This window comes from Pseudoalteromonas sp. SCQQ13, from assembly GCF_015864415.1.
Lineage (GTDB): Bacteria > Pseudomonadota > Gammaproteobacteria > Enterobacterales > Alteromonadaceae > Pseudoalteromonas > Pseudoalteromonas nigrifaciens.
In genome coordinates, this window is record NZ_JADYXG010000027.1 from 9892 (window position 1) to 33396 (window position 23505).

General features: G+C 39.2%; 16 protein-coding genes, 4 tRNA genes and 1 pseudogene. 13 read left to right on the forward strand and 8 right to left on the reverse strand.

What is annotated here, in order from left to right; genetic code table 11:
• The first annotated feature begins 17 nt into the window (after window positions 1-17).
• The 11 genes and pseudogenes from I6F41_RS16585 to I6F41_RS16635 all read left to right on the forward strand — a co-directional run.
• Window positions 18-94 (forward strand) — tRNA-Asn (locus tag I6F41_RS16585).
• Window positions 95-119: 25 nt separating this feature from the next.
• A tRNA-Asn gene (locus tag I6F41_RS16590) sits at window positions 120-196 on the forward strand.
• Window positions 197-346: 150 nt separating this feature from the next.
• On the forward strand, window positions 347-2290 hold the full coding sequence (locus I6F41_RS16595) for an EAL domain-containing protein (RefSeq protein WP_011327792.1): 1944 nt from the start codon (window positions 347-349) through the stop codon (window positions 2288-2290).
• A 263-nt stretch (window positions 2291-2553) separates the two neighbouring features.
• Entirely contained in the window at window positions 2554-3135 is a 582-nt protein-coding gene (gene rsxA / locus I6F41_RS16600; RefSeq protein WP_011327791.1) for an electron transport complex subunit RsxA, read from the forward strand.
• Between the two features lies 1 nt (window position 3136).
• A complete protein-coding gene (gene rsxB / locus I6F41_RS16605; protein ID WP_011327790.1) occupies window positions 3137-3691 on the forward strand; it encodes an electron transport complex subunit RsxB in 555 nt (184 codons plus the stop codon).
• An 8-nt stretch (window positions 3692-3699) separates the two neighbouring features.
• Entirely contained in the window at window positions 3700-6252 is a 2553-nt protein-coding gene (gene rsxC, locus I6F41_RS16610) for an electron transport complex subunit RsxC (protein ID WP_197108788.1), read from the forward strand.
• A complete protein-coding gene (gene rsxD / locus I6F41_RS16615; RefSeq protein WP_041454387.1) occupies window positions 6249-7307 on the forward strand; it encodes an electron transport complex subunit RsxD in 1059 nt (352 codons plus the stop codon). Before rsxC ends, rsxD begins: the two co-directional genes overlap by 4 nt.
• On the forward strand, window positions 7304-7945 hold the full coding sequence (rsxG, locus tag I6F41_RS16620; RefSeq protein ID WP_011327787.1) for an electron transport complex subunit RsxG: 642 nt from the start codon (window positions 7304-7306) through the stop codon (window positions 7943-7945). Before rsxD ends, rsxG begins: the two co-directional genes overlap by 4 nt.
• Window positions 7942-8640 carry an electron transport complex subunit E gene (locus tag I6F41_RS16625; RefSeq protein ID WP_182683227.1) on the forward strand — a complete coding sequence of 233 codons (699 nt, stop codon included), beginning with the start codon at window positions 7942-7944 and terminating at the stop codon, window positions 8638-8640. The genes rsxG and I6F41_RS16625 overlap by 4 nt, the downstream gene beginning before the upstream one ends.
• A gap of 40 nt (window positions 8641-8680) precedes the next feature.
• Window positions 8681-9316: an endonuclease III gene (gene nth / locus I6F41_RS16630; RefSeq protein ID WP_041454385.1), complete on the forward strand. Its 636-nt coding sequence runs from the start codon at window positions 8681-8683 to the stop codon at window positions 9314-9316.
• A 507-nt stretch (window positions 9317-9823) separates the two neighbouring features.
• Window positions 9824-10324 (forward strand): annotated as a pseudogene (locus tag I6F41_RS16635) (IS256 family transposase); the annotation flags it as partial.
• Between the two features lie 120 nt (window positions 10325-10444).
• Here the strand turns inward: I6F41_RS16635 and I6F41_RS16640 are convergent.
• Complete coding sequence (locus tag I6F41_RS16640) at window positions 10445-12127, reverse strand: UvrD-helicase domain-containing protein (RefSeq protein ID WP_197108790.1); 1683 nt, start codon at window positions 12125-12127, stop codon at window positions 10445-10447.
• On the reverse strand, window positions 12124-14160 hold the full coding sequence (locus I6F41_RS16645) for an ATP-dependent nuclease (protein WP_197108792.1): 2037 nt from the start codon (window positions 14158-14160) through the stop codon (window positions 12124-12126). Before I6F41_RS16645 ends, I6F41_RS16640 begins: the two co-directional genes overlap by 4 nt.
• Window positions 14161-15039: 879 nt before the next feature.
• Between I6F41_RS16645 and I6F41_RS16650 the strand changes: the two genes are divergently transcribed.
• On the forward strand, window positions 15040-16947 hold the full coding sequence (locus tag I6F41_RS16650; RefSeq protein ID WP_179806768.1) for an aminotransferase class V-fold PLP-dependent enzyme: 1908 nt from the start codon (window positions 15040-15042) through the stop codon (window positions 16945-16947).
• Window positions 16948-17178: 231 nt separating this feature from the next.
• Here I6F41_RS16650 and fbaA read toward each other — a convergent pair whose 3' ends face one another.
• Both fbaA and I6F41_RS18110 read right to left on the reverse strand, forming a co-directional pair.
• On the reverse strand, window positions 17179-18261 hold the full coding sequence (fbaA, locus tag I6F41_RS16655; RefSeq protein ID WP_197108793.1) for a class II fructose-bisphosphate aldolase: 1083 nt from the start codon (window positions 18259-18261) through the stop codon (window positions 17179-17181).
• 66 nt (window positions 18262-18327) lie between these two features.
• Window positions 18328-18462, reverse strand: a complete 135-nt coding sequence (locus I6F41_RS18110; RefSeq protein ID WP_011327778.1) for a hypothetical protein — start codon at window positions 18460-18462, stop codon at window positions 18328-18330.
• 562 nt (window positions 18463-19024) lie between these two features.
• Here I6F41_RS18110 and gloA point away from each other — a divergent pair.
• On the forward strand, window positions 19025-19426 hold the full coding sequence (gene gloA, locus I6F41_RS16660) for a lactoylglutathione lyase (RefSeq protein WP_011327777.1): 402 nt from the start codon (window positions 19025-19027) through the stop codon (window positions 19424-19426).
• A 54-nt stretch (window positions 19427-19480) separates the two neighbouring features.
• Here gloA and I6F41_RS16665 read toward each other — a convergent pair whose 3' ends face one another.
• From I6F41_RS16665 to I6F41_RS16680, 4 genes are all read right to left on the reverse strand, one after another.
• Window positions 19481-19747 (reverse strand): DksA/TraR family C4-type zinc finger protein, encoded by a 267-nt coding sequence (locus I6F41_RS16665; protein WP_089367986.1) that lies wholly within the window; start codon window positions 19745-19747, stop codon window positions 19481-19483.
• A gap of 125 nt (window positions 19748-19872) precedes the next feature.
• Entirely contained in the window at window positions 19873-22740 is a 2868-nt protein-coding gene (locus tag I6F41_RS16670) for a M16 family metallopeptidase (RefSeq protein WP_197108794.1), read from the reverse strand.
• Window positions 22741-23024: 284 nt separating this feature from the next.
• Window positions 23025-23100 (reverse strand) — tRNA-Glu (locus I6F41_RS16675).
• Window positions 23101-23189: 89 nt separating this feature from the next.
• Window positions 23190-23265 (reverse strand) — tRNA-Glu (locus I6F41_RS16680).
• Window positions 23266-23505: the final 240 nt, after the last annotated feature.

Below are 23505 nucleotides of genomic sequence, written 5' to 3' on the forward strand. Positions count from 1 at the left end.
ATGTTTATGATAGTAGTTCCCCCTTAGCTCAGTTGGTTAGAGCGACGGACTGTTAATCCGCAGGTCCCCCGTTCGAGTCGGGGAGGGGGAGCCAAATCATAAAATAGCACTACTTTAGTTCCCCCTTAGCTCAGTTGGTTAGAGCGACGGACTGTTAATCCGCAGGTCCCCCGTTCGAGTCGGGGAGGGGGAGCCAATTGCTAATAATTCCATAGACATTCCTCTCAATATCTACTACCCTTTCTGATTAATAACTAAAGTATATTCACTCAATTTTCGTGTTACGATTAGTTTATAAATCAAGGATTTGATTCCTTCCCTTTCTGACAATTAAAAGATTGAAAAAATGGCAGGCTTTAAAAAACTCATATTAATACAAATACTCTCTTGGTTAGCATGTGTTGCCGTTGGTAGTTATTTTATAGCTATTAGCTTTAATTACACAGTTAACGAAGCTCAAAAAAATGCACAAGCTACAGTCCAAAATTATATAGATGGTTTAACTTTATCTGATATATCAACAAACAATTTTAAACGCGCTATTACTAATAACGATACTTTTGCAAACTTCATCCTCAGAGACAATCAAGGAGCTGAAGTATTTAAAGTAACGCATTCCCCTGCACTGCCTTTTATTGCCGAATTTGTACAAACAAATTTTAACTCGGTACGTCCCCAGTTTGTAAGCGGTAGTAATACTGATATAAAAGTAGAATTTACACTTAATGTGCAACGTTTTGCACACTTATTACAAAGCGCGTTTTTTATTATTGTGCTTGTTAGTACTTTTTTAGTCCTTATTCCTATGGCGTTAATGAAGACCCTTTCTCATAGAGTAAATAAAAGAATTAGTATGGACGTGGCTGATGTTATTGATGTTTATATAAATCAAAACCAGTTAGATCATGACCTAGAAGTCAGCCTTGATACAAGCAGGCTCAAAAGCCAAGGAAAGAGCTTAGTTCCTAGCTTTAATCGTTTATCGCACTTTTTGAAAAGTAAAAATGAAGATCTGCAAAACGCAGCACTCACAATAAAACACCAAGCCTATAAAGATGGTGTAACCGATTTAGGCAATCGGAATATGTTTGTTGAGTATTATGAAAAAAATATAGAAAACAGCGAAAAAAGCACTTTTGGTACACTCGCTTTAATTAGGTGTAGTGAACTGCAATCTATTAACCAAACCCGCGGTTATCAAAAAGGTGATGAATACATTAAAGGTGTGGCTGATATTATTAAGCACATTAGTGGCACCTACACTGGCAGCCAAGTATTTAGACTTAATAGTTCTGATTTTGTAGCTGTATTACCTAATATACCGCTAAAAGAAGCCGAACGGTTTGGTGAAAACTTACAATCTCGCTTTACTCAGTATCAACAAACCCAAGAGCTCAGCTCAGTAGCTAATACTGGTATTGTGGGTTACGAAAAAGCAAAACCACTTGGTGAGTTACTTTCGGTAGTAGATAACGCCATGAGTATGGCTCAATCAAAACATGCTAACGCTTGGCATGTACAGCGCGAAAGCGATTTAATTAATAATGTAAGTGCTGGATTTGGTAATCAAAATTGGCGCAAAGTTATAAATGAAGTAATTGAAGCAAAACGTGTGCATTTAGTAATGCAAAATATTATGCCTTTGGGCAAAAATATTAAAGCGTATGCTGAGATTCAGGTGCGATTTAAAACCGAAGATAATCAAATGCTACCTACAGCCTCATTTTTAGCCATGGCCGAAAAACTTGATATGGCTATAGAAATCGACAGGCTAATTATTGACTCATCACTTGAGAAAATAAAAAGCCGAAATCTTTCAGAAAAGTTTTTTGGTTTAAATGTTACGCCTTCAAGTGCGCACAACGACCAGTTTGTAATTTGGTTAGAACGCCGATTATTAAAAGATACCCATATTGCATCAAAACTTGTTTTTGAAGTAAGTGAATTTGGGCTACAACAAAACATTAAAGCGAGTAAACGCTTTATTGACATGATTCATCGCGTGGGTGCTCGCATAACAGTTGAGCGTTTTGGTGTTGGCTTAACATCGTTTAAGTTTTTCCGCGATTTAAAACCAGACTTTATTAAAATGGATGCCAGTTATACCCGCGGCCTAGAAGATGATAAAAACAATCAATATTTTATGCGCTTAATGGTCGATTTAGCACACAGGATTGGTGTAAGTGTTTTTGCTGAAGGGGTCGAAAGCCAAGAAGAAAAGCACATTATAGAAACCCTGTGCTTAGATGGTGTACAAGGTTACTACATAGAAAAACCTAAAGACATTTGATATAAGGGCGTAGTTAACCCAAGTTCAGGTTATTTAATTAATAAAAAGAGCACTTGTTGCTCTTTTTTGCTTTATTTTCAGTACTGTCACCCATACTAAAACCATAACGTTAAATAAACTCTACAAACAAATTACAGTAATTTTACATCTTCATTATGCGTTAATTATTTTACCTTATTTATTTGACTGATAACTACTCCACATGTTGTTTATCTCGGCAGAAAAAAGGATAATGCATTGGATTTTAATAGCGCGAGGCACACATGACAGAATATGTATTGTTATTGATTGGCACTGTTCTGGTTAATAACTTTGTATTAGTACAATTTTTAGGCTTGTGTCCGTTTATGGGCGTGTCGAGTAAACTAGACACGGCTATAGGTATGTCTTTGGCTACCACTTTTGTGCTTACCCTTGCCTCTGTAACCAGCTACTTAGTTAACCAATATATTTTAATACCGTTGGATATTACCTATTTACGCACCATGAGCTTTATTTTAGTGATTGCTGTAGTAGTACAATTTACCGAAATGGTAGTACGTAAAACAAGCCCTACTTTATATCGCTTGCTGGGTATTTTTTTACCCCTTATAACCACAAACTGTGCTGTGCTAGGCGTTGCATTACTTAACATTAAAGAAGATCACTCCTTTTTACAGTCGGCGGTTTATGGCTTTGGTGCCGCAGTTGGTTTTTCGTTAGTACTTGTATTGTTTGCTGCCCTGCGAGAGCGCCTTGCAGCGGCCGATGTTCCTACCCCCTTTAAAGGTGCCTCTATTGCCTTAATTACCGCAGGCTTAATGTCGATGGCATTTATGGGATTTACCGGATTAGTGAAGTTTTAATATGACCTTGTTTTATGCATTAATAGCACTAGGCTCACTGGCATTAGTTTTTGGCCTAATTTTAGGATTTGCCGCTATCCGCTTTCGGGTAGAAAGTAACCCTATTGTTGAGCAAATTGATACCATTTTACCGCAAACTCAATGCGGCCAATGTGGCTACCCTGGCTGTAGGCCATACGCCGAAGCGATTGCCAATGGCGACGAAATAAACAAATGCCCACCTGGCGGCGAAGCTACTATGAAAAAGCTCGCCGAATTAATGGGCGTTGATCCCAAGCCCTTAGCTGGCGGAGAGCAAGCTGAACCAATTAAAACTGTGGCATATATTCGCGAAGACGAATGCATTGGCTGTACCAAGTGTATACAAGCATGCCCAGTTGACGCCATTGTTGGTGCAACTCGACAAATGCATACTGTATTAATTGACGAATGTACTGGCTGCGATTTATGCGTAGAGCCCTGCCCTGTAGATTGCATTGATATGCTCCCTGTAGCCGAAACTAAACAAAACTGGAAATGGCAGTTAAATGCAATTCCCGTTACACAAATAGATTAGAGGTTTGAGTGGATAAGTTACTTGAACAAATAAAAAAAGGGGTCGTTTGGCCATTCCCTGGCGGCGTTCACCCACCACAACAAAAATCACTCTCTAATAGTGCCAGTATTACTCGCTTGCCATTACCCGACAAACTCGTAGTTGCACTTAAACAACACATAGGCGCTAACGGTAAACTTATTGTTGAGAAAGGTCAGCACGTTTTAAAAGGCCAAGCTTTAACCATACCTAAAGCTAACTGGTCGGTGCCTATGCATGCGCCAACCTCAGGCACAATAGCCGACATAAAGTTAATGCCTTCGGCGCACCCTTCGGCCCTACCTGAACTTAGTGTAATAATTGAGCCCGATGGTAAAGATTTATGGTGCGAGCTTAACCCAATTAAAAACCCAGCAACGCTAAGCCACGATGAACTTATTAATATTATTCATCAAGCGGGCATTAGTGGTATGGGAGGCGCTGGTTTTCCAACTTATGTTAAAGCCGATACTAAGCAACCTATCGAGTTTTTAATTATTAATGCGGTTGAGTGCGAACCTTATATAACAGCTGATGACATGCTAATGCGCGAGCATGCCAAGCAAATAGTGCAAGGTATTGAGCTAATGCAACAACTGCTCAATCCTACGTTATGCATTGTGGGTATAGAGGACAACAAGCCAGAAGCAATTGCTGCAATGATACAAGCAGCGGAGCATAATAGCTTAATATTGGTGCAAAAAGTGCCCACTATTTATCCCTCTGGTGGCGAAAAACAGCTTATTAAACTGCTTACTAATCGCGAAGTACCTAATAATGGCATTCCGGCAGATGTTGGTATACTGGTACATAACACCGGTACTTTATTTGCTATACAACAAGCTGTTTATGAAGGTAAACCCTTAATTGAGCGCGTAGTCACAGTAACGGGTAATACTATTCATAAACCCGGAAATGTATGGGCTTTATTAGGCAGCGAAATAAAGCACTTGCTCGATTGCCAAGGTTTTTCGCCTGTACCACAGCAACAAGTAATTATGGGCGGCCCAATGATGGGCTTTACCCTACCAACAATTCGTATTGGCGTGGTAAAAACCACTAACTGTATACTCGCGCCCGATCATAAAGAGCTTGCAGAGCCCGGCCCAGAAAAAGCCTGTATACGCTGTAGTGCCTGTGCGGATGCTTGCCCTGCTTCTTTATTACCTCAGCAATTACAATGGTTTGCTAAGTCAAAAGAATACGACAAACTACAAGAACACAATTTGTTTGACTGCATAGAATGCGGCGCGTGTGCCTACGTTTGCCCAAGTGAAATACCGCTAGTGCAGTACTACCGGGTAGCCAAGGTAGAAATAAAAGAGCAGCAGGCAGAAAAAATTAAAGCAGATCGTGCTAAAGAGCGTTTTGATGCGCGAAAAGAGCGCCTTGATCGCGAACAAGCTGAGCGGCAAAATCGCCATAAACGTAAGCCTGCAGTTAAAACACCAGACGAAAAACAAAAAGTAGCCGATGCTTTAGCAAGAGTTAAAAGTAAATCAGCTAATAGCGATGAAAAATCAGCCGTAGCCGCTGCTATTGCCCGTGCTAAAGCTAAAAAGCAACAAGGCGATGCACTTGAACCTGATAATAGCGAAGTAGCAAAAGAACGCGCATTGCGTAAAGAACAAGCTCGACAATATAAAGAGCAAAAAGCACAAAGTGATGAGCCAGCAAGCCCTGATGATAAAAAATCAGCTGTAGCCGCAGCCATAGCTCGCGCTAAAGCTAAAAAGGCCGCACAACTAGCAAACGCTGAAAGTACAACTGACGATGCGCTGCAAAACGAGGCCCCCGTTGATGACAAAAAAGCTGCTGTAGCCGCTGCCATAGCTCGCGCTAAAGCTAAAAAGGCCGCGCAATTAGCAGACGCTGAAAGTACAACTGCTGAAAGTACAACTGACGATGCACCGCAAAACGAGGCCCCCGTTGATGACAAAAAAGCTGCTGTAGCCGCAGCCATTGCTCGCGCTAAAGCTAAAAAGGCCGCGCAATTAGCAGACGCTGAAAGTACAACTGATGATGCGCTGCAAAACGAGGCCCCCGTTGATGACAAAAAAGCTGCTGTAGCCGCTGCCATTGCTCGCGCCAAAGCGAAAAAGGCCGCGAAAGCATTAGCCGATGCTGAAAGTACAACAGACGATGCACCGCAAAACGATGCACCCGTTGATGACAAAAAAGCTGCTGTAGCCGCAGCCATTGCTCGCGCCAAAGCGAAAAAGGCAGCGAAAGCATTAGCAGACGCTGACAATACAACAGACGATACACCACAAAACGATGCACCCGTTGATGACAAAAAAGCCGCTGTAGCCGCAGCCATTGCTCGCGCCAAAGCGAAAAAGGCCGCAAAAGCATTAGCCGATGCTGAAAGTACAACTGATGATGCGCAAGTAACGAGCGCTGTTGAGAATAACGACGCCGCATCTAGTACTAAAGCCGACGAGCCTAAAGCGAACGATGACAAGAAAAAAGCCGCAGTAGCTGCTGCTATTGCTCGAGCAAAAGCCAAAAAGTCTCAAAAAGAAGGAAATGATCAGTCGTGAAATTAACCATGGCCAGTTCGCCTCACAGCCATAGCCATAAATCGTTAACCCGATTAATGCTTTGCGTTATTGCTGCGTGTATTCCTGGGCTAATTGCTCAGATCATCTTTTTTGGTACAGGTGTGCTTATTCAGCTCATATTAGCGCTGATTGCTGTAAGTGTATTTGAAGCTGCAGTAATGCTACTTCGCAAACGCCCCGTTTGGCCCGCGTTAAGTGATGGCAGCGCGTGGCTTAGCGCAGTACTACTTGCATTGAGCATTCCGCCATTAGCCCCTTGGTGGATAGTTATTATTGGCTGTTTATTTGCCATCGTTATAGTTAAGCAGCTCTATGGTGGTTTAGGGTTTAATTTATTTAACCCTGCTATGGCCGCTTATGTATTATTATTAATTTCGTTTCCGGTACAAATGACCGCGTGGATGCCAATTACCGAGTTATTAAATACTCCGATTGGTTTTACCGAGCAGCTTAGGGTTGTTTTTACCGACTTTACTGCCACCGGTTTTAGTTTAGATCAAGTACGTGCAGGTATAGATGGCATTACTATGGCAACCCCACTGGACACTATTAAAACAGATATTGCCCATGGTTTAACCGTAACCGAAAGCATGCAAAAGCCGATATTTAATGAGTGGGCTGGACATGGATGGGTGTGGGTTAACTTAGGCTTTTTAGCCGGTGGTTTATACCTTTTAAAAGAAAAAATAATTAACTGGCATATCCCAGTAAGTTTTATTGCAAGCTTAGCACTGTGCAGTGGCATAGGTTATATAGCAGCGCCCGGTACAGAGCCTGGTATAATATTTCATCTATTAAGTGGTGCCACTATGATGGCTGCATTTTTTATTGCTACCGATCCGGTGTCGGCTGCCACCACCAATAAAGGGCGCTTAATTTATGGCGCAGCTATTGGCTTATTAGTGTATTTAATTCGCACCTTTGGTGGCTTCCCTGATGCTGTTGCTTTTAGTGTATTACTGCTCAATATTGCTGTTCCCTTAATTGACTACTACACACAGCCGCGTACTTATGGCCACGGAGCAGCAAAATGATACTATCCTCTATGGCTAAAAACGGCGCTATTTTAACTGCTTTTGCATTAGTGACTACAGGGCTGGTTGCCTCTATTAATATGCTTACCGCCGATAAAATAGCAGAGCAAGAGCTATTGCACCTTACTTCACAATTACAAGAAGTGCTCGACCCTAGTACTTACGACAACGAACTAACAACAGATTGCGTTATTATTTCAGATGAACGACTAGGCCCTTACGCTAATCAAATAGTTTACCGTGCCCGTAAAAATAATGAACCTGTAGCCCTTATTGTAAGGCACGTAACGCCAAGTGGTTACAGTGGTGATATTAACTTACTAACCGCGGTTTTAAGTGATGGTAGTATTGCCGGTGTGCGTACCACTAAGCACGAAGAAACTCCAGGCCTAGGCGATAAAGTAGAAGTTAAAAAATCACCGTGGATCACTAGCTTTAAAACGTTAACTGTACAAAGCAGTAGCGATGCACGTTGGGCGGTTAAAAAAGACGGTGGCCAGTTTGATCAATTTACCGGTGCAACTATTACACCTCGCGCTGTGGTTGGCTCGGTAAAAAATGCCGTATTATTTGCTCAAAGTGAATTTGATGCTATTTTTGCAGCACCTAATGCCCAATGTGTAGAGGTAACTAAATGAGTGAATTAAAAACACTATATAAAGACGGTATGTGGGTCAACAACCCTGCCCTAGTACAGCTATTAGGCCTTTGCCCACTGCTTGCTGTTACGTCTACCATTACTAACGCACTTGGCTTAGGGCTGGCTACACTACTTGTTTTAGTGGGTTCTAACATTAGTGTATCAATAGTGCGAAACTGGGTACCTAAAGATATTCGTATACCGGTATTTGTCATGATTATTGCCGGCTTTGTAACTATAGTGCAGCTATTAATGAACGCTTATACCTATGGGCTTTATCAGTCGTTAGGTATTTTTATTCCGTTAATTGTTACTAACTGCGCCATTATTGGTCGCGCTGAAGCATACGCGTCTAAAAACCCAGTTCACTTATCGGCGTTTGATGGGCTAATGATGGGTTTGGGCTTTATGATTGTGCTTGTTGTTTTAGGCGCAATGCGCGAGCTAATTGGGCAAGGCACTTTATTTGATGCCGCCGACTTGTTACTTGGCCCTTGGGCACAAAGCTTACGCATTGAAGTATTTAGCTTTGATAATCAATTTTTACTCGCAATTTTACCACCGGGTGCCTTTTTAGGTCTTGGGCTACTTATTGCCGCTAAAAATGTAATTGACGCACAAATAAAATCAAAGCAAATTGCACCGCCAGAGGCTGAAAAAGGCCCTCGTGCTCGTGTTACTAGCTTAACTTAATAGGAAAAGCGCACATTAATAAGGTGTGCGCTTAAGTAATATGAATAAAGAAAAACGCCACCAAATTCTTACTCGCTTACGCGACGATAACCCGCACCCAGAAACCGAGCTTGAATACTCAAGCCCGTTTGAGTTACTTGTCGCTGTAACGCTCTCAGCGCAAGCAACCGATGTAGGCGTTAATAAAGCCACTCGAAAGTTATTCCCTGTGGCTAACACACCACAAGCCATTTTAGATTTAGGGCACGATACACTGCGAGATTATATAAAAACCATCGGCTTATTTAATTCTAAAGCGGCAAACGTTTACAAAATGTGCCAAATTTTGGTGGATGAACACAACAGCATAGTTCCCGAAAACCGAGAAGCACTAGAAGCCTTACCTGGCGTTGGCCGAAAAACCGCAAACGTAGTACTCAACACCGCGTTTGGCTGGCCTGTAATCGCAGTAGACACGCATATATTTCGTGTTTCTAACCGTACTAAACTCGCCATGGGTAAAGATGTTGTAGCCGTTGAGCAAAAGCTTGAAAAAGTAGTGCCTAAAGAATTTAAGGTCGATGTACACCACTGGCTAATACTGCACGGGCGTTATACCTGTGTGGCGCGCAAACCTAAGTGTGGCAGTTGTATCATCGAAGATTTATGTGAGTTTAAAGAAAAGACCGAAGAATAAAAAGCAGCTAAATAACTGCTTGATTTATTTACAGAGAGGAGCACTTTTGTCTAATTTTTTGGATTGCTTAGATGAATAAGTTTTACTTGATCTGTCAAATCCAACTAATAGGGCTCGATCAAATCTGACAGTCCCATATGTACCATTAACGGGCCTTCAAGGCGTGAATCTGAAACTTTGTTGGGTGGCGCCTTCGGCTTAACCAACCTACCTTTTGACGTTGATTGAGGTTGGTTTGAGCGCAGCGAAACCCAACGAAAAAAGGCAGTGCCAGTTAACATTAGCGTTATGTATTATCGATTACCTAAAAAAGTACCGGATGTAGGTCGGATAAGCGAAGCGCCATCCGACACAGTAAAATATCTTGCCAATTATTATTATCAGCATTTTATATTGTCGGATGGCTGGAAAGTGCCATGAATGGACATTGAAGATTCTTAATGTGTGAAGTCAAGATTTGACCCCATTCGCTTGGACCGACCCCATTCGCTTGGACCCCATTCGCTTGAAGCAATAGCAACAATCTACCCCGACGCCGAAGTGCAGGAGTGCGTCATTCATCAAATTCGTAATTCGATGAAGTACGTTGCTTCAAAGCACCAAAAAGAGTTTATGACTGACTTGAAACCCGTTTACAAGGCTGCCACTAAGGATGCAGCAGAAGCCGCTCTTGACGAATTAGATGACAAATGGGGCAAGTTATACCCTATTGTTATCGCGTCTTGGCGTCGTAAATGGGGCAATCTGTCGGTTTATTTCAAGTATCCAGATTATGTGCGTAAAGCTATTTATACCACGAATGCGATTGAAGCTGTACATCGACAGTTTAGGCGACTCACCAAGACTAAGGGAGGATTCCCTAATGAAAACAGCTTGATGAAACTATTGTATGCAGGCATATTAAATGCTTCAAAGAAATGGACAATGCCAATCCATAACTGGAATCTGACATTGTCGCAATTGGCCATCCACTTCGAAGGTAGGTTAGATGGTGTGCTAGATATTTAGCAATTTAGGCTGACACAGAATTCTGAACGCCCTCATTTTGGAGGCACGTAAGTATTGTTGCTATAAGAGGCAACAAGACGAACTCGCAACTTACCTCTTGCTAACATATCTCACTCTTTGTTAACTGTAAATTTCATAATTAAATCCACATTTTCCAGTAAGAGTTTGAAACAACAGATCCACTTTATTGAAATTTGAGTACCGATCTTGATTTCCTCTATGCTCTCTGTCGCCAGCTAATGTAACTAAAATACTTTCTTTAGCTCTGGAAAGAGCTACAAACATCAAACATTTACTTTCAAAGTTGTTATCAGTGTGATTCCAAAATGCTTCATCTTCCATCCCCATAAATATAACACATTGATATTCAAGTCCTTTACACTTATGAACATTCATTAATTGAACTGAATTTTCTGCATTAAACATTAATGATGCTTCTTCTAAGGTGGAAGTAACATTAATAGTGTCTCTTAAATGCAACTCAAGATGCTTCCATATTAACTCAAAATACTCTAATGATTTGTACTGCGTCCATCTTGCTTTTATTTTGCTTATTCCAATAAACTCAAATGTTGCTTTAATTAGGTTCAGTAAAGAATTAGCTGGATCTGTACCAATAAATGATTTTTGATTGATGTGAACATGATGACTTAGCTTATTAATGAACTCAACCTCTTCATCATTACTTATATTATTCAGCGATAAACAAAACTCACAAAATTCACTCCAATTTTGAGCATCTTTCAACGTGTATATTTTAAGTATAAAAGTGAACAGTCTACCTAGTGGTTCTTTCAAAGTGTCTTGTAAATCTGTCATATCTAGATTTCTAATGCTTTTATTAGAGAGTCCAGATCTCAATACAGCCGTATACTTGGAAGAATGCTGCTTTGTTAAAACACATATTTCCTCTTCTTTAACTCCCGACTCAACTAGCGATGCAATATATTCCACAAGAAAAGAGGACTCTTTGAATTCATCAGGGAAATATTTAATTTTGCAGTTAGATAAAGGCTTAGTTAAAGGCTGAAGAACATTATTTTCATCTTCTACATACTCTAAAAACTTGTTAAGTACGCCTTGAATTTCTTCAGTTGCCCTATAATTTTTTGTTAGCAACATTCTCTTTATATTGGCATGACAAAAATCATTTTGAAATTCATCAAAAACTGTTGGATTAGCATTTGCAAATAGCATAATGCTTTGATTTAAATCACCTACACAAAGTAATTTGGTATCAGTACCCATGAACAAACAGCGTATTAAATTGTACTGCTCGTAACTGGTATCTTGAAATTCATCTATGAAAACATAAGGGTAGGATAAATTAAAAAGAGATTTAACATCAGCATTAAGCGTTACGATTCTTAAAGCCATTTTTATTAAAGATCCAATCCAAATTTTATTTTTACCATTGGACTGATAATTTTTCATAACTATATCATAACGTTCAGAAGGTCTTTCATTTTCGGGCAAAACATTCTTGAACCGATCAACAATACTTTTACTAAAGGCATGGAATGTGAATGAATCGAAACGCTCAGCTTTTGATCCACAACGCTTTTTTACCCTTTTCCCAATATTTACCTGTGCCTCAGTTTTAAAAGATAAACATAATATGCGTTTAGGCCAATTACATTTATTAGTCTCCAAAAGGTAGTTAGATTTTTGAGCTAACAATTCTGTTTTTCCTGATCCTGCACCAGCTAAAATAGACAAAGAGCATTCATCGAATTTAATAATATTCATCAACTGCTGTGTTGCTTCAATACCCTCAGTTGGAAGCCAGTTATCTACAATCATTCGATAGTACCCTCAAGAATTTTTTGCGTTTTCAACGCAAGTCTTTTTAATTCTTTCGGTAACATTTCTTTTATTTTTTCAGGGGTATACGTGTCTTCCAATTTTGAAAATAGGCGAACATGTGAAGCAGGTTTACTCTTAGTACCTAAAAATCTATATTTATACCACAAAAAATTATTTAGATAGTCATCAGAGTAATGGGTAGCTCCTTCATTGCTTTCTTTAAGAACAGCATTGATTAAGGATTTTTCTCTTGAAGCTTTATCTACCGCACTTTCATTTTCAGCTTCCCCTTTCGGTCCTCTTTCACCATGCACTTCATCCTTAGAACAAAATATATCTGGGAATGACATTATCATCGAATAATCAATATCTAATGGACTCGAAAAAAACACATTATTTTTTTCTAACTCATCCATAATATTTATTAGCCCAACGTCCGTATAGTTAATACTAAAATCTTTAGGATGAGATGCATCATTCCATTCAGGTAAAAGTGGCAAAATTTTTTCATGGAAGTAAGTCACATTTTTATGGGTATATAATTGTTTTATCGCATAATTTAATCGCCCAAATCCACCGCCATTCCGGTCTAAATCTAAATCCAACAATGTAATATATGGAATATTTATAGACTCTAACAAACGCCAAAAGTGATTTACATGTCTTCCACCTAGGGGAACTATTGAAATCGAATGAGTATCAATTTCTGTTGAAAAAGCTTCAAGTATTTTAGGTAAAACGACTTGCTCACTATCCCCTTCCCCTAAAATAACTAATTTTGCAAAGTAAATTTCTGGATATGCTTTTATAGCTTCACTAATGTACTTTGATTTTTCATCTTCTTTCTTCGGTAATTCTAACTTAGTTATTGCAGTGCTTTTAGTTTCCGAATTTAAACTAAAATGTCTTATCTGTGATGGTTCAATACGACCAACTATTGAAGCCGAATGTGTTGATATTATTGCCTGACAATTACCATCTTCTGTGTATTCTAAAATTAACTTTATAATGCGCCCTAAATAATGAGGTGATAGATGATTCTCAGGTTCTTCAAGAGATATTAAACTGAAAATAGGTAATTTCATTTTTTCCGCATCAAAATGAGTTTCTTTACCAGATATTGAAGCTGATTGAATTGATTTATCTATGTCGAATAAGGCTTTGGTTAGTGCAAAATATGCAAGTGATTTTTGACCATCACTTAAAAGTGATGTATCCATTTTATTTCCAGATTCATCAGAATTAAAATGTAATTGTAATAACTTAAGCACTTCATCAATATTGCTAAGAGGGAAATTCAAATCTGCATCTTTTAAATACCGCCCCTTATATATCGACTTCCAACTTGTATCAATTGCTTCTGAGAGTTGCTTCAAAGCAGGTGATTTTTTAGCAACGGTATTTAAATCAGAAGCTTTTTTTTCAAAGCTTTCTTTTTCAACGTCTGTCCAACGTATCGCTTTTAATAAACGCCCAAGAATTGCTTTTGAAGAATATTTCAATTGAATTAAAGGATCTCTGTTGGCAGGGATATAATTAACTTGTATCGCACTTCTAATTGCTCCAGATAAGCGATTTTTATCTTCGTCATTAAGTATTTTTTTTGTACTGCTAACTGTCCAGATATCTTCTTCAACTTCACCTGTAGGGTTGTAATCAAAAGTTAGTGAACCTTCAAGTCTAACTCTAAATAATAGGCTTCCAGAATCATCAGTAGCCACCATTTGATTTAATAAATAAGGTATTTCTGCATTATCTTTATTGAGCTTAGGAAAATCAAACCAAGCCTCAATCACCAAATGTTTAGAAGTGTCAGCTTGTTCAACAGAGGGGACATTAAAATCATTTTTAGATAGCCCTCTAAGGTTAGAATCAGTAGAAAATAATTTATTTAAAGCCTCTAATGCAGTGCTTTTACCTGTGCCATTATGACCAATGAGAGTAGTCAACGAAGAATCCAACATCAACGTTTGCGGTGATTCATTTGAAATACTCTTAAAGCCTGAAATATAAATTTTATTTAAACGCATTTTTCACTCTCAATCTAATGTAGGTAAATTCATTTCCCTAGCTTAAAAAGTATTCTTAATAAGGTATTTCAATCTACCATACTCTCAATAATTGAAACGATATTTAGTTCAATTTACTAGGAAAACATTATTTAAATCAGCAACAGCAAAAGTCAAAGGGATCAAATATTGTCTTCAGGCACCATATTACTGACCAGCTGATCTGAGCTTATTTAAGACAAACGATAATGCTAAATATTGGTGCTAATTGGTTGGGTATTGTTTTGTTGGGTTTCGATATACTCAACCCAACTTACGTCACTTAATTTAACACTGAGCAAACTTAAACTTTATACATCACGTTACTGACTATGTGCTACTGGCACAAACTAGCCTTGCGTGATTAGACATGCTTTATGTCTACCATAATTATCTTTCGGCTGGCCTGTAATCGCAGTAGACACGCATAGAAGACCAATGGGGTCAAAGACCAATGGGGTCAAACCAATGGGGTCAAATCTTGACTTCATACATCATAATTTATCACTGTCCGGTTATCGCTCATAGCTGTATCAAAGACCAATGAAGACCAATGGGGTCAAATCTTGACTTCATACATCATAATTTATCACTGTCCGGTTATCGCTCATAGCTGTAAGTCAGATATGAGCTACTTCAACTCAATAATTAATGGGCATTCCAGTATTACTTTTTGTTTATTAAAGTAGGTGGCTGACTTTGGCACCTTTGATTTTTCATACCTTGTAAGTCAATTTAAATAAAATCTATTTATTCGTGATTTTGCGTAATTATTGGCGCATTTTCAAACTATTAATTTCACAAGTATCAATCCTTTAGTTATGCTACTAAACATTATGAAATTTTATTGCGAAAACGCCTATGTTACCTTTACTTCGTATCTTGTTAATTGAGCAAGACCCTATCATCTTGCAAGAGCTTTCAACAAATCTGTCGAAAACGATCCCTAACTTTGAGCGAAATGATGTTCATATCGACATAATTGAATGTCTTGATCTCAAGCAAGCGTTGGAATATGTAGAGGAAGATGGTGATATTCAAGCTGTGGTTCTCAGTTGGGATGTACACAACAAGGGCGAGAGAACATATAGTCGCTTTATCGAGCAGTTAAAAGGGATCCGTATCGAGTTGCCTGTGTATGTAATCGGCGACGACACGAAAGGGTTAGAAATAGTTAACGAGTCGGGGGAAATTGAGTCTTTCTTTTTTAAAGATGAGGTGATTTCTGACCCAGAAGCTATTTTAGGTTATATGATCAACGACTTCGATGATCGAGGAGAAACCCCATTCTGGACGGCATATCGCCGTTATGTTGGCGAAGCAAACGATTCATGGCACACACCTGGCCATAGCGGCGGTTCTAGCTTTAGAAACTCCCCTTATATCAAAGATTTTTATCAGTTTTATGGCCGTAATGTATTTGTTGGCGACCTGTCGGTTTCAGTCGATTCGTTAGGTTCATTGTCAGACAGTACCAATACCATTGGCCGTGCTCAAGAATCAGCAGCGGCGACGTTTGAAGTTAAGCATACCTATTTCGTTACGAACGGTTCATCTACCTCAAATAAAATCATTTTGCAGACACTGCTGCGCAAGGGCGATAAAGTAATCATCGACCGAAATTGTCATAAATCTGTGCACTATGGCATATTGCAATCAGCTAGTTTTCCCATTTATTTATCGAGTATTTTAAATCCTAAATATGGGATTTTTGCGCCACCTTCGTTGGCCGATATAAAGCAGGCGATCGAGCAAAATACCGATGCAAAATTGCTGGTTCTCACTGGTTGCACTTACGATGGCCTACTTAGCGATCTGAAACAAGTGGTAGCTTTTGCCCATCAACATGGTATTAAAGTGTTTATCGACGAAGCGTGGTTTGCTTACTCCCTTTTTCATCCCAGCTTACGCTATTATTCTGCCATTCATGCTGGGGCCGACTATATCACCCATTCTGCACATAAAGTGGTATCGGCGTTTTCTCAGGCGTCTTATATTCATATTAACGATCCAGATTTTGATGCCGATTTCTTTCGAGAAATTTACAGCATATACGCCAGCACATCGCCGAAGTATCAACTTATAGCGTCGCTTGACGTGTGCCAAAAGCAGTTAGAAATGGAAGGCTATAAGCTGCTCAATGCCTTGTTAAAACATGTGGAAGAATTTAAACAACAAATGGCCTCGCTTAACCATATTAAAGTGCTTGGTAAGCAAGACTTTATGGAAATATTTCCGCATTTTAGCGGAGACAATATGGGCCATGATCCACTAAAAATTCTCATCGATATTAGTCAATTGCCTTATTCGTTAAAAGATATTCATAAATTCCTGCTGGATGAAATTGGGCTAGAAATAGAAAAATACACTCACAGCACTATCTTGGTTTTACTGACACTTGGAGGTACGCGTTCGAAGATCATTCGTCTGTACAATGCATTAAAAAAACTCGACAGCGGTAAGGTAAAACTATCAACATCAACGCGTCGCTCACGCTTGCCGGAGAATTTACCTGCCATAGACCTAGCATGTATCCCAAGTGATGCGTTTTATGGCGAGCGCGAATCTGTGCCTATCAGCAAAAGCAACAACCGCATTTGTGCCGGTTTAGTCACGCCATATCCACCGGGTATCCCACTGTTGGTTCCGGGGCAGCATATAACTGAAGATCATATAGAATATCTGAAAGAGCTGGCGGGACAAGGATTGACGATTCAGGGAAGCTTCGATGGCGAGATCTATGTTCTTAAGGGCAAAGTTAAGAAGTAAGGCACCTTTTGGTTATAGTCTTTTTACTGGCAGCAGTGTCGCTAGGCATTGCTGCTGTATAAAGCGTTATTGAGTTAATTTTTGAATTACTATTTTAATGTTTAGCTGTATTTTATTTAACGAATAAATAGCTTAGCCATAGAAAACGGTGTTATTAGTATTAAAAGGCTCAACAGATCTGTTGAGCCTAACATACCGAGTAACCTACCTTAGCTTACTAACAAGCTATTTTTATGAGCTGTACCGATTTACACAATTTAAATCGTTAAAACATTGCTCTAGTCTTGCGGCCATATGCTGCTCTGTATGACGAAGCCATACGCGAGGATCATAATATTTTTTATTAGGCTTGTCGTCCCCTTCTGGGTTACCAATTTGCCCTTGTAAATACGCTTGTTTGTCTTGGTAATAGTTTAAAATACCGTTCCAACACGCCCACTGCGTATCTGTATCGATATTCATTTTTACTACGCCGTATGTTAACGACTCTGCAATTTTATCGTACTCAGAGCCACTACCGCCATGAAACACAAAATTGATTGCGTTATGCTCTAAGCCAAATTGTTTTGCTACATAGGCCTGTGAGTCTTTTAATATAGTAGGAGTAAGCACAACATTACCCGGTTTATATACCCCATGAACATTGCCAAATGACGCCGCTATAATAAAGTTTGGACTAATACGACTTAAGCGCTCGTAAGCGTAAGCTACATCTTCTGGCTGGGTATAAAGCGCAGAGCTATCGAGATGTGAGTTATCCACCCCGTCTTCTTCACCACCGGTACATCCTAGTTCAATTTCTAGGGTCATGCCTATTTTTGCCATGCGCGCTAAGTAACGTTCACATATTTCAATATTTTCTTCTAAAGATTCTTCTGAAAGATCGATCATGTGCGAACTAAAAAGCGGCTTGCCAGTAAGTGCAAAATGCTGCTCGCCTTCATCTAATAAACCATCAATCCACGGTAATAATTTTTTTGAAGCATGATCGGTATGTAGCATAACCGCTACACCATAATGCTTAGCAACAGAATGAACATACTTAGCAGCACTAACCGCGCCAAGTACAGCCCCTTGGTGTTCAGATAGCGACAAGCCCTTACCACAAAAAAACTGCGCTCCACCATTTGAAAGTTGAATGATAACCGGTGACTTCATTGTTTGCGCGGCTTCAAGAGTTGCATTTATAGACGAGGTACTAACAACGTTAACTGCAGGTAATGCATATTGATTTGTTCGGGCATGCTTATATACCGCACTTACTTCATCGCCAACTATAACGCCGGGTTGAATAGTTGTAGCTAAATAATTCATTATAGGTTCCTTACTGTTTTAAAGCTTTTATACAAGCATCTGTAATTGCTCGCCAGTTTTGTTACTCTACTCACCCTTTTTAGCAACGCCTGTTACGGCAAAAACTAACAGAGCAAAAAATACAGCCGATAAAAAATCAATACCATCACACAAAGATGGCGGAAAATGTTTTTGCTCATCAAAGCCGTATTTTAACGCCATAATATCACGGTATTAAAAACACCGGGCAATACTGGCACATTACAGTTAACAAGTTCGCTGAGTGATTTTGGTTACGTAGCAGTTGTACCTATTAAATCGGTACCCACTGCACATACTTGCTCTAGTATAGCTGTATTTATGACTGTACCTGTACCTACTTTACGCTTCGGCTGGTGTTTTTATTGCTTTTAATACCTCAACTAAGCTTGCGCCTTAGTAGAAACAGAGCAATTAGATTGCTGCACGCTAAATAAATCCCATAGTGAAGTTGTTTAAGAGGTTGTGCAACCTAGATGTATTGCAAATCTATATGAAAACCATAGAATGTGCATCAAGACTTACTACTGTTATATTTTCTGGCCTGCGCTGAATACGCAATTATATTTTGAGTCTCAAATTGCAGTGTTTTACTCTGTGTATGGCCAAAGTAGCTGCTAAGCAAACATGCGATATATTATAAAAATGAGTTTCAGCTTACTTTTATAATAAGCGCTATTTTGCGCAGTCTTCGTCATGTTGTAACAGTATTTTTTAAATTTAAAGACAATCCAAGGGTGCTTAAATGCGTTTATTACACACTATGTTACGTGTTGCTGATTTAGAAAAATCAATCGAATTTTATACCAAAGTACTTGGGATGAAAGAGTTACGCCGTGCAGATAACGAAGAATATCGTTATACCTTAGCCTTTGTTGGTTACGGAGACGAAAAGGACAATACGGTATTAGAGCTAACCTATAACTGGGATCAAGACAGTTACGACTTAGGCAATGCTTATGGCCATATAGCCATTGAATTTGATGATATTTACAAAACATGTGCTGATATTAAAGCTGCCGGTGGCAATGTTAGTCGTGAACCTGGCCCGGTAAAAGGTGGTACTACTGAAATTGCTTTTGTAAAAGACCCTGATGGCTATGCAATTGAGCTTATTCAGAAAAAAGAAGATATGAGTCGTTTTTAAATTTGTATTAAAGCAAGTAGGTTTAAATTAAAAAGGTGCTTTTAGCACCTTTTTTTAGCGCAATTGACTGTCTTTACTGCCTCGGCGATTAAAAGCCCCCACTGTTGCGCTCTTGCCTTCAATTGCTTGCTGGCATGCAACACAATAACGAACACCGGGTAACGCCAATCTACGCGCTTGAGGGATCGCAGCATCACATTCTTCGCACAACTCAGCACTTGAGCCTGAAGCCAAATTACTGCGAGCGTACTGAACAGCATCGTTAACACTTGCGTCTATTTGATCTTGAACTGCACCTTCTCGTGCCCATCCACTTGCCATATATAACCTCCTAATGAGTTGGACGTTTATACTTATAATAGCTATTAACAGCTTTATTGGCACTGAATAGAACAAAAAAGCCGCTTGTAGCGGCTTTTTTGTTTTTAATCGATTAATTTTAACAGTTATAAACTATAATCAATCACCTGCATGCCTAACTTTTCAAGCTCAGGCCGCAAGGTTTTGGCATCACCAACAACTAAATAAACCATCTCTTTAGTGTTTAAATGTTTTTTAGCTAAGGCGTTAACTTCTTCTTTGCTAATATTACTAACAATTTCATTTCTTTCTTTTACAAAGCTAGGTTTTAAATCAAACTCTAATATTTGTGCTAAAAAGCCAAGTTTTGCATTAGGTGTTTCGTATTTAAGCGCATCTTTTTGGTTAATAGCTTTGCGCATAAACATAAGCTCTTGGTCTGTTACACCATTTTGAGCGTAGTTATTAAGCTCGTTGGTAAACTCTGTAATAGACGCAGCAGTAGAATCTGCTCTCACCGCTGCAGAGGCTGTAAAGCCACCTGATGTTTTATCACCCCAAAAATGAGAGCGAGCACCATAAGTGTAGCCTTTATCTTCGCGTAAATTTAGATTGATACGGCTGTTAAACGTGCCACCCAATGCAAAGTTCATTAAGTTAGCTTTAAAAAACTCACCGGTAATATCTTCAACCATGCCACGCTTACCAATACGAATTTCTGATTGCGGTGCGCCAGGCTTATCAACTAAATAAATTACATTTGTTTGTACTTTTGGCTCAGCAAAATTTAAATCAACGCTTGAAGCTTTGCCCTGCCAGTTTGTAAGGGCAGCTTTAATTTTAGGTTCAATTGTTGATTCTTTTAAATCAGAAACAATAATAACTTGGGCACCCTGCGGTTTAAAGTTTGCATTATAAAAAGCTTTAACATCATCGAGCGTAATGGCTTCTATACTTTCAACAGTACCGCTACTTGGTAGTGAAGCTATGTTATTTCCGTATAGTAATTTGCTATACGTATTAGAGGCTAAATAACCTGCATCTTTCATTGAATGTTGGATGTTTTGAATGCTTTGCTTTTTATTACGCTCAAAGTCATCTGCATTAAATGCCGGTTTAAATAACTTTTCTTCTACAAGCTTTAATGTTGCATCTAGATTTTTAGTTAAGCTAGAAACATATACATTTGTATGTGTTTTATCAGCGTATATGCTTACTTGACTACCCAACTTTTCAAGCGCGTTACTCATTTGCTCTGTGGTGTAGTTTTGCGTAGCCTCACTCATTAGCGATGCAGTCATTGACGATAAACCCACTTTACTCACTTGTTCATTATACAAGCCACCCGGAACTTTAATAAAAATAGCAGTCGTTGGCGTTTCGGTGCTTTGAGTACCTAATATTTTAATACCGTTTGCAGTATTAGCTTGCCAAAGTGCAGGAACATCCACAGCAGGATTTGCACCGGCCTCTGGATGAACACTTCGATCAAATGTATCAACTGCTCTTCGTGCCACTAAATCATCAGCTGAAGTGGTCGATGGCCCTCCAAAATCATGCGCTTTAGGAGTAAAGTTGTCTGGGGCAGCTATAAGTTGAGTCAGCCCTTCTGGCACAACACTCATAATAACGGCAGATTTACCTTTGATATATTGATTAAAAACACGCATAACATCAGCTTTTGTAACTTTGTTATAACGTGCAATCTCATCTTTAGCTGAGTTTGGGTTACCTGTAAACGTTTCTGACGCGGCAAGTTGAGAGACTTTTCCTGATACGCTTTGCAGACCAAAAATTGCACCCGATTCTATTTTAGCTTTTACTTTATCTAAATCATCTTGTGTAACACCACGCTCTTCAAATTCAACAAATGAATCACGAATAATTTTTTCCATATCAGCTAACGTTTTTCCTGCTGTAGGGTTAGGTAAAGCATAAAGACTAATTGAGCATGCTAACTCTTGGCATGGATGGTTTGCACTTGCTTGAACTGCAAGCTGGTTTTTAACTAGGTTTTTGTATAGTAATGAATTGTTCCCCCCACCTAATATTTCTGCAAGTATATCCAGTGGTGCTTCATCTTCAGAGCGAGCGTAAGTCGTTGGAAAACTCATACTTAATAAAGGTAAGTGAACCTTATCTTCCATTGAAATATATCTATCAGCATTTAGTGTTACCGCTGTTTTTTCTACTTTAGGTATTGCAGGGCCTTTTGGAATTGGCGCAAAGTATTTAGTAACCAGTGGTAGTATTTCATTAGCGTTGATGTCGCCACCAATGGTAAGCGTTGCATTATTAGGGCCATACCACTTTAAAAAGAATGCTTTTAAGTCATTCACATTTACACGGTTAAGGTCATCCATAAAACCAATTACAGGCCAAGAATACGGATGCCCATCTGGATACATTGCTTGAGCAACACGCTCACCTAAACGACCATAAGGGCGATTATCAACGCGTTGGCCGCGCTCATTTTTTACTGTTTCGCGTTGTACTTCAAATTTTTCTTGGGTTACAGCATCGAGTAAAAAGCCCATTCGATCAGCTTCTAGCCACAATATTTTTTCTAATTGATTTACAGGTACGGTTTCAAAATAATTTGTTCTATCTGAGTTAGTAGTACCATTTAAAGTACCACCTGCTTCAGATATTATTTTAAAATGTTCCTCATCAGCAACGTTTTCTGAGCCTTGAAACATCATATGCTCAAAAAAGTGAGCAAAGCCTGACTTACCCAACTCTTCGCGAGCAGAACCAACGTGGTATGTTACATCAACGTGTACTAAGGGATCTGAATGATCCTCATGCACAATTACAGTTAAACCGTTATCTAGTTTATATTTTTTATACGGTATGTTGATTTCACCTGCGTTTGATTTCACTGATTCAATAAGTGTAACGCCTGGGATTGATGCTTCTGTAATAATATTTTTATCAACAGCTTGAGTTGAGCTATTACATGCAGCTAACCCTGATGCAAGTAAAACAGCAAGTGCGATTTTTGTGAGTTTCATTTTTTAGTCCATATTTAAATTAACTCAATGAGTTTAAAGACTAATTAAAAGTACAACAAGGAATATGAAACAATTGTAAGATTGGTTTTGTAACGAAGTGTAAATAGATAGATATAAAAATGAAGTGTGAAATGAGGGTATAAATTTGTAGTTTTATTCTTATAACACTGCACTAGCTTATTAAATAAATTAAGCGGCATTTACAAGATATAATTGTTCTTGATAACGTCATGAATAGAACGTCTGGTATCACACTGCTTTATACAATACTTAAAATAAGTAAGTGGCGTCCCCAAGGGGATTCGAACCCCTGTTACCGCCGTGAAAGGGCGGTGTCCTAGGCCTCTAGACGATGGGGACACATAAATGTGTCACTAGGACAACTGAATTTTTAGACTCGTTTCAGGCGAGCTTTCTTAATAACACTGCACTGACTATTAAATAGTAAGTGGCGTCCCCAAGGGGATTCGAACCCCTGTTACCGCCGTGAAAGGGCGGTGTCCTAGGCCTCTAGACGATGGGGACGCAGAAATTGGTTTGCAAATCATTGATTTGCTATTTCTGTGTAAGATGAGACCGAGCCTGTGAGGCGAATGGCATTATCTTCTCAGAAACATTTTCTGTGTCACTAGGACAACTGAATTTTTAGACTCGTTTCAGGCGAGCTTTTAATAACACTACCCTACTATAAATAGTAAGTGGCGTCCCCAAGGGGATTCGAACCCCTGTTACCGCCGTGAAAGGGCGGTGTCCTAGGCCTCTAGA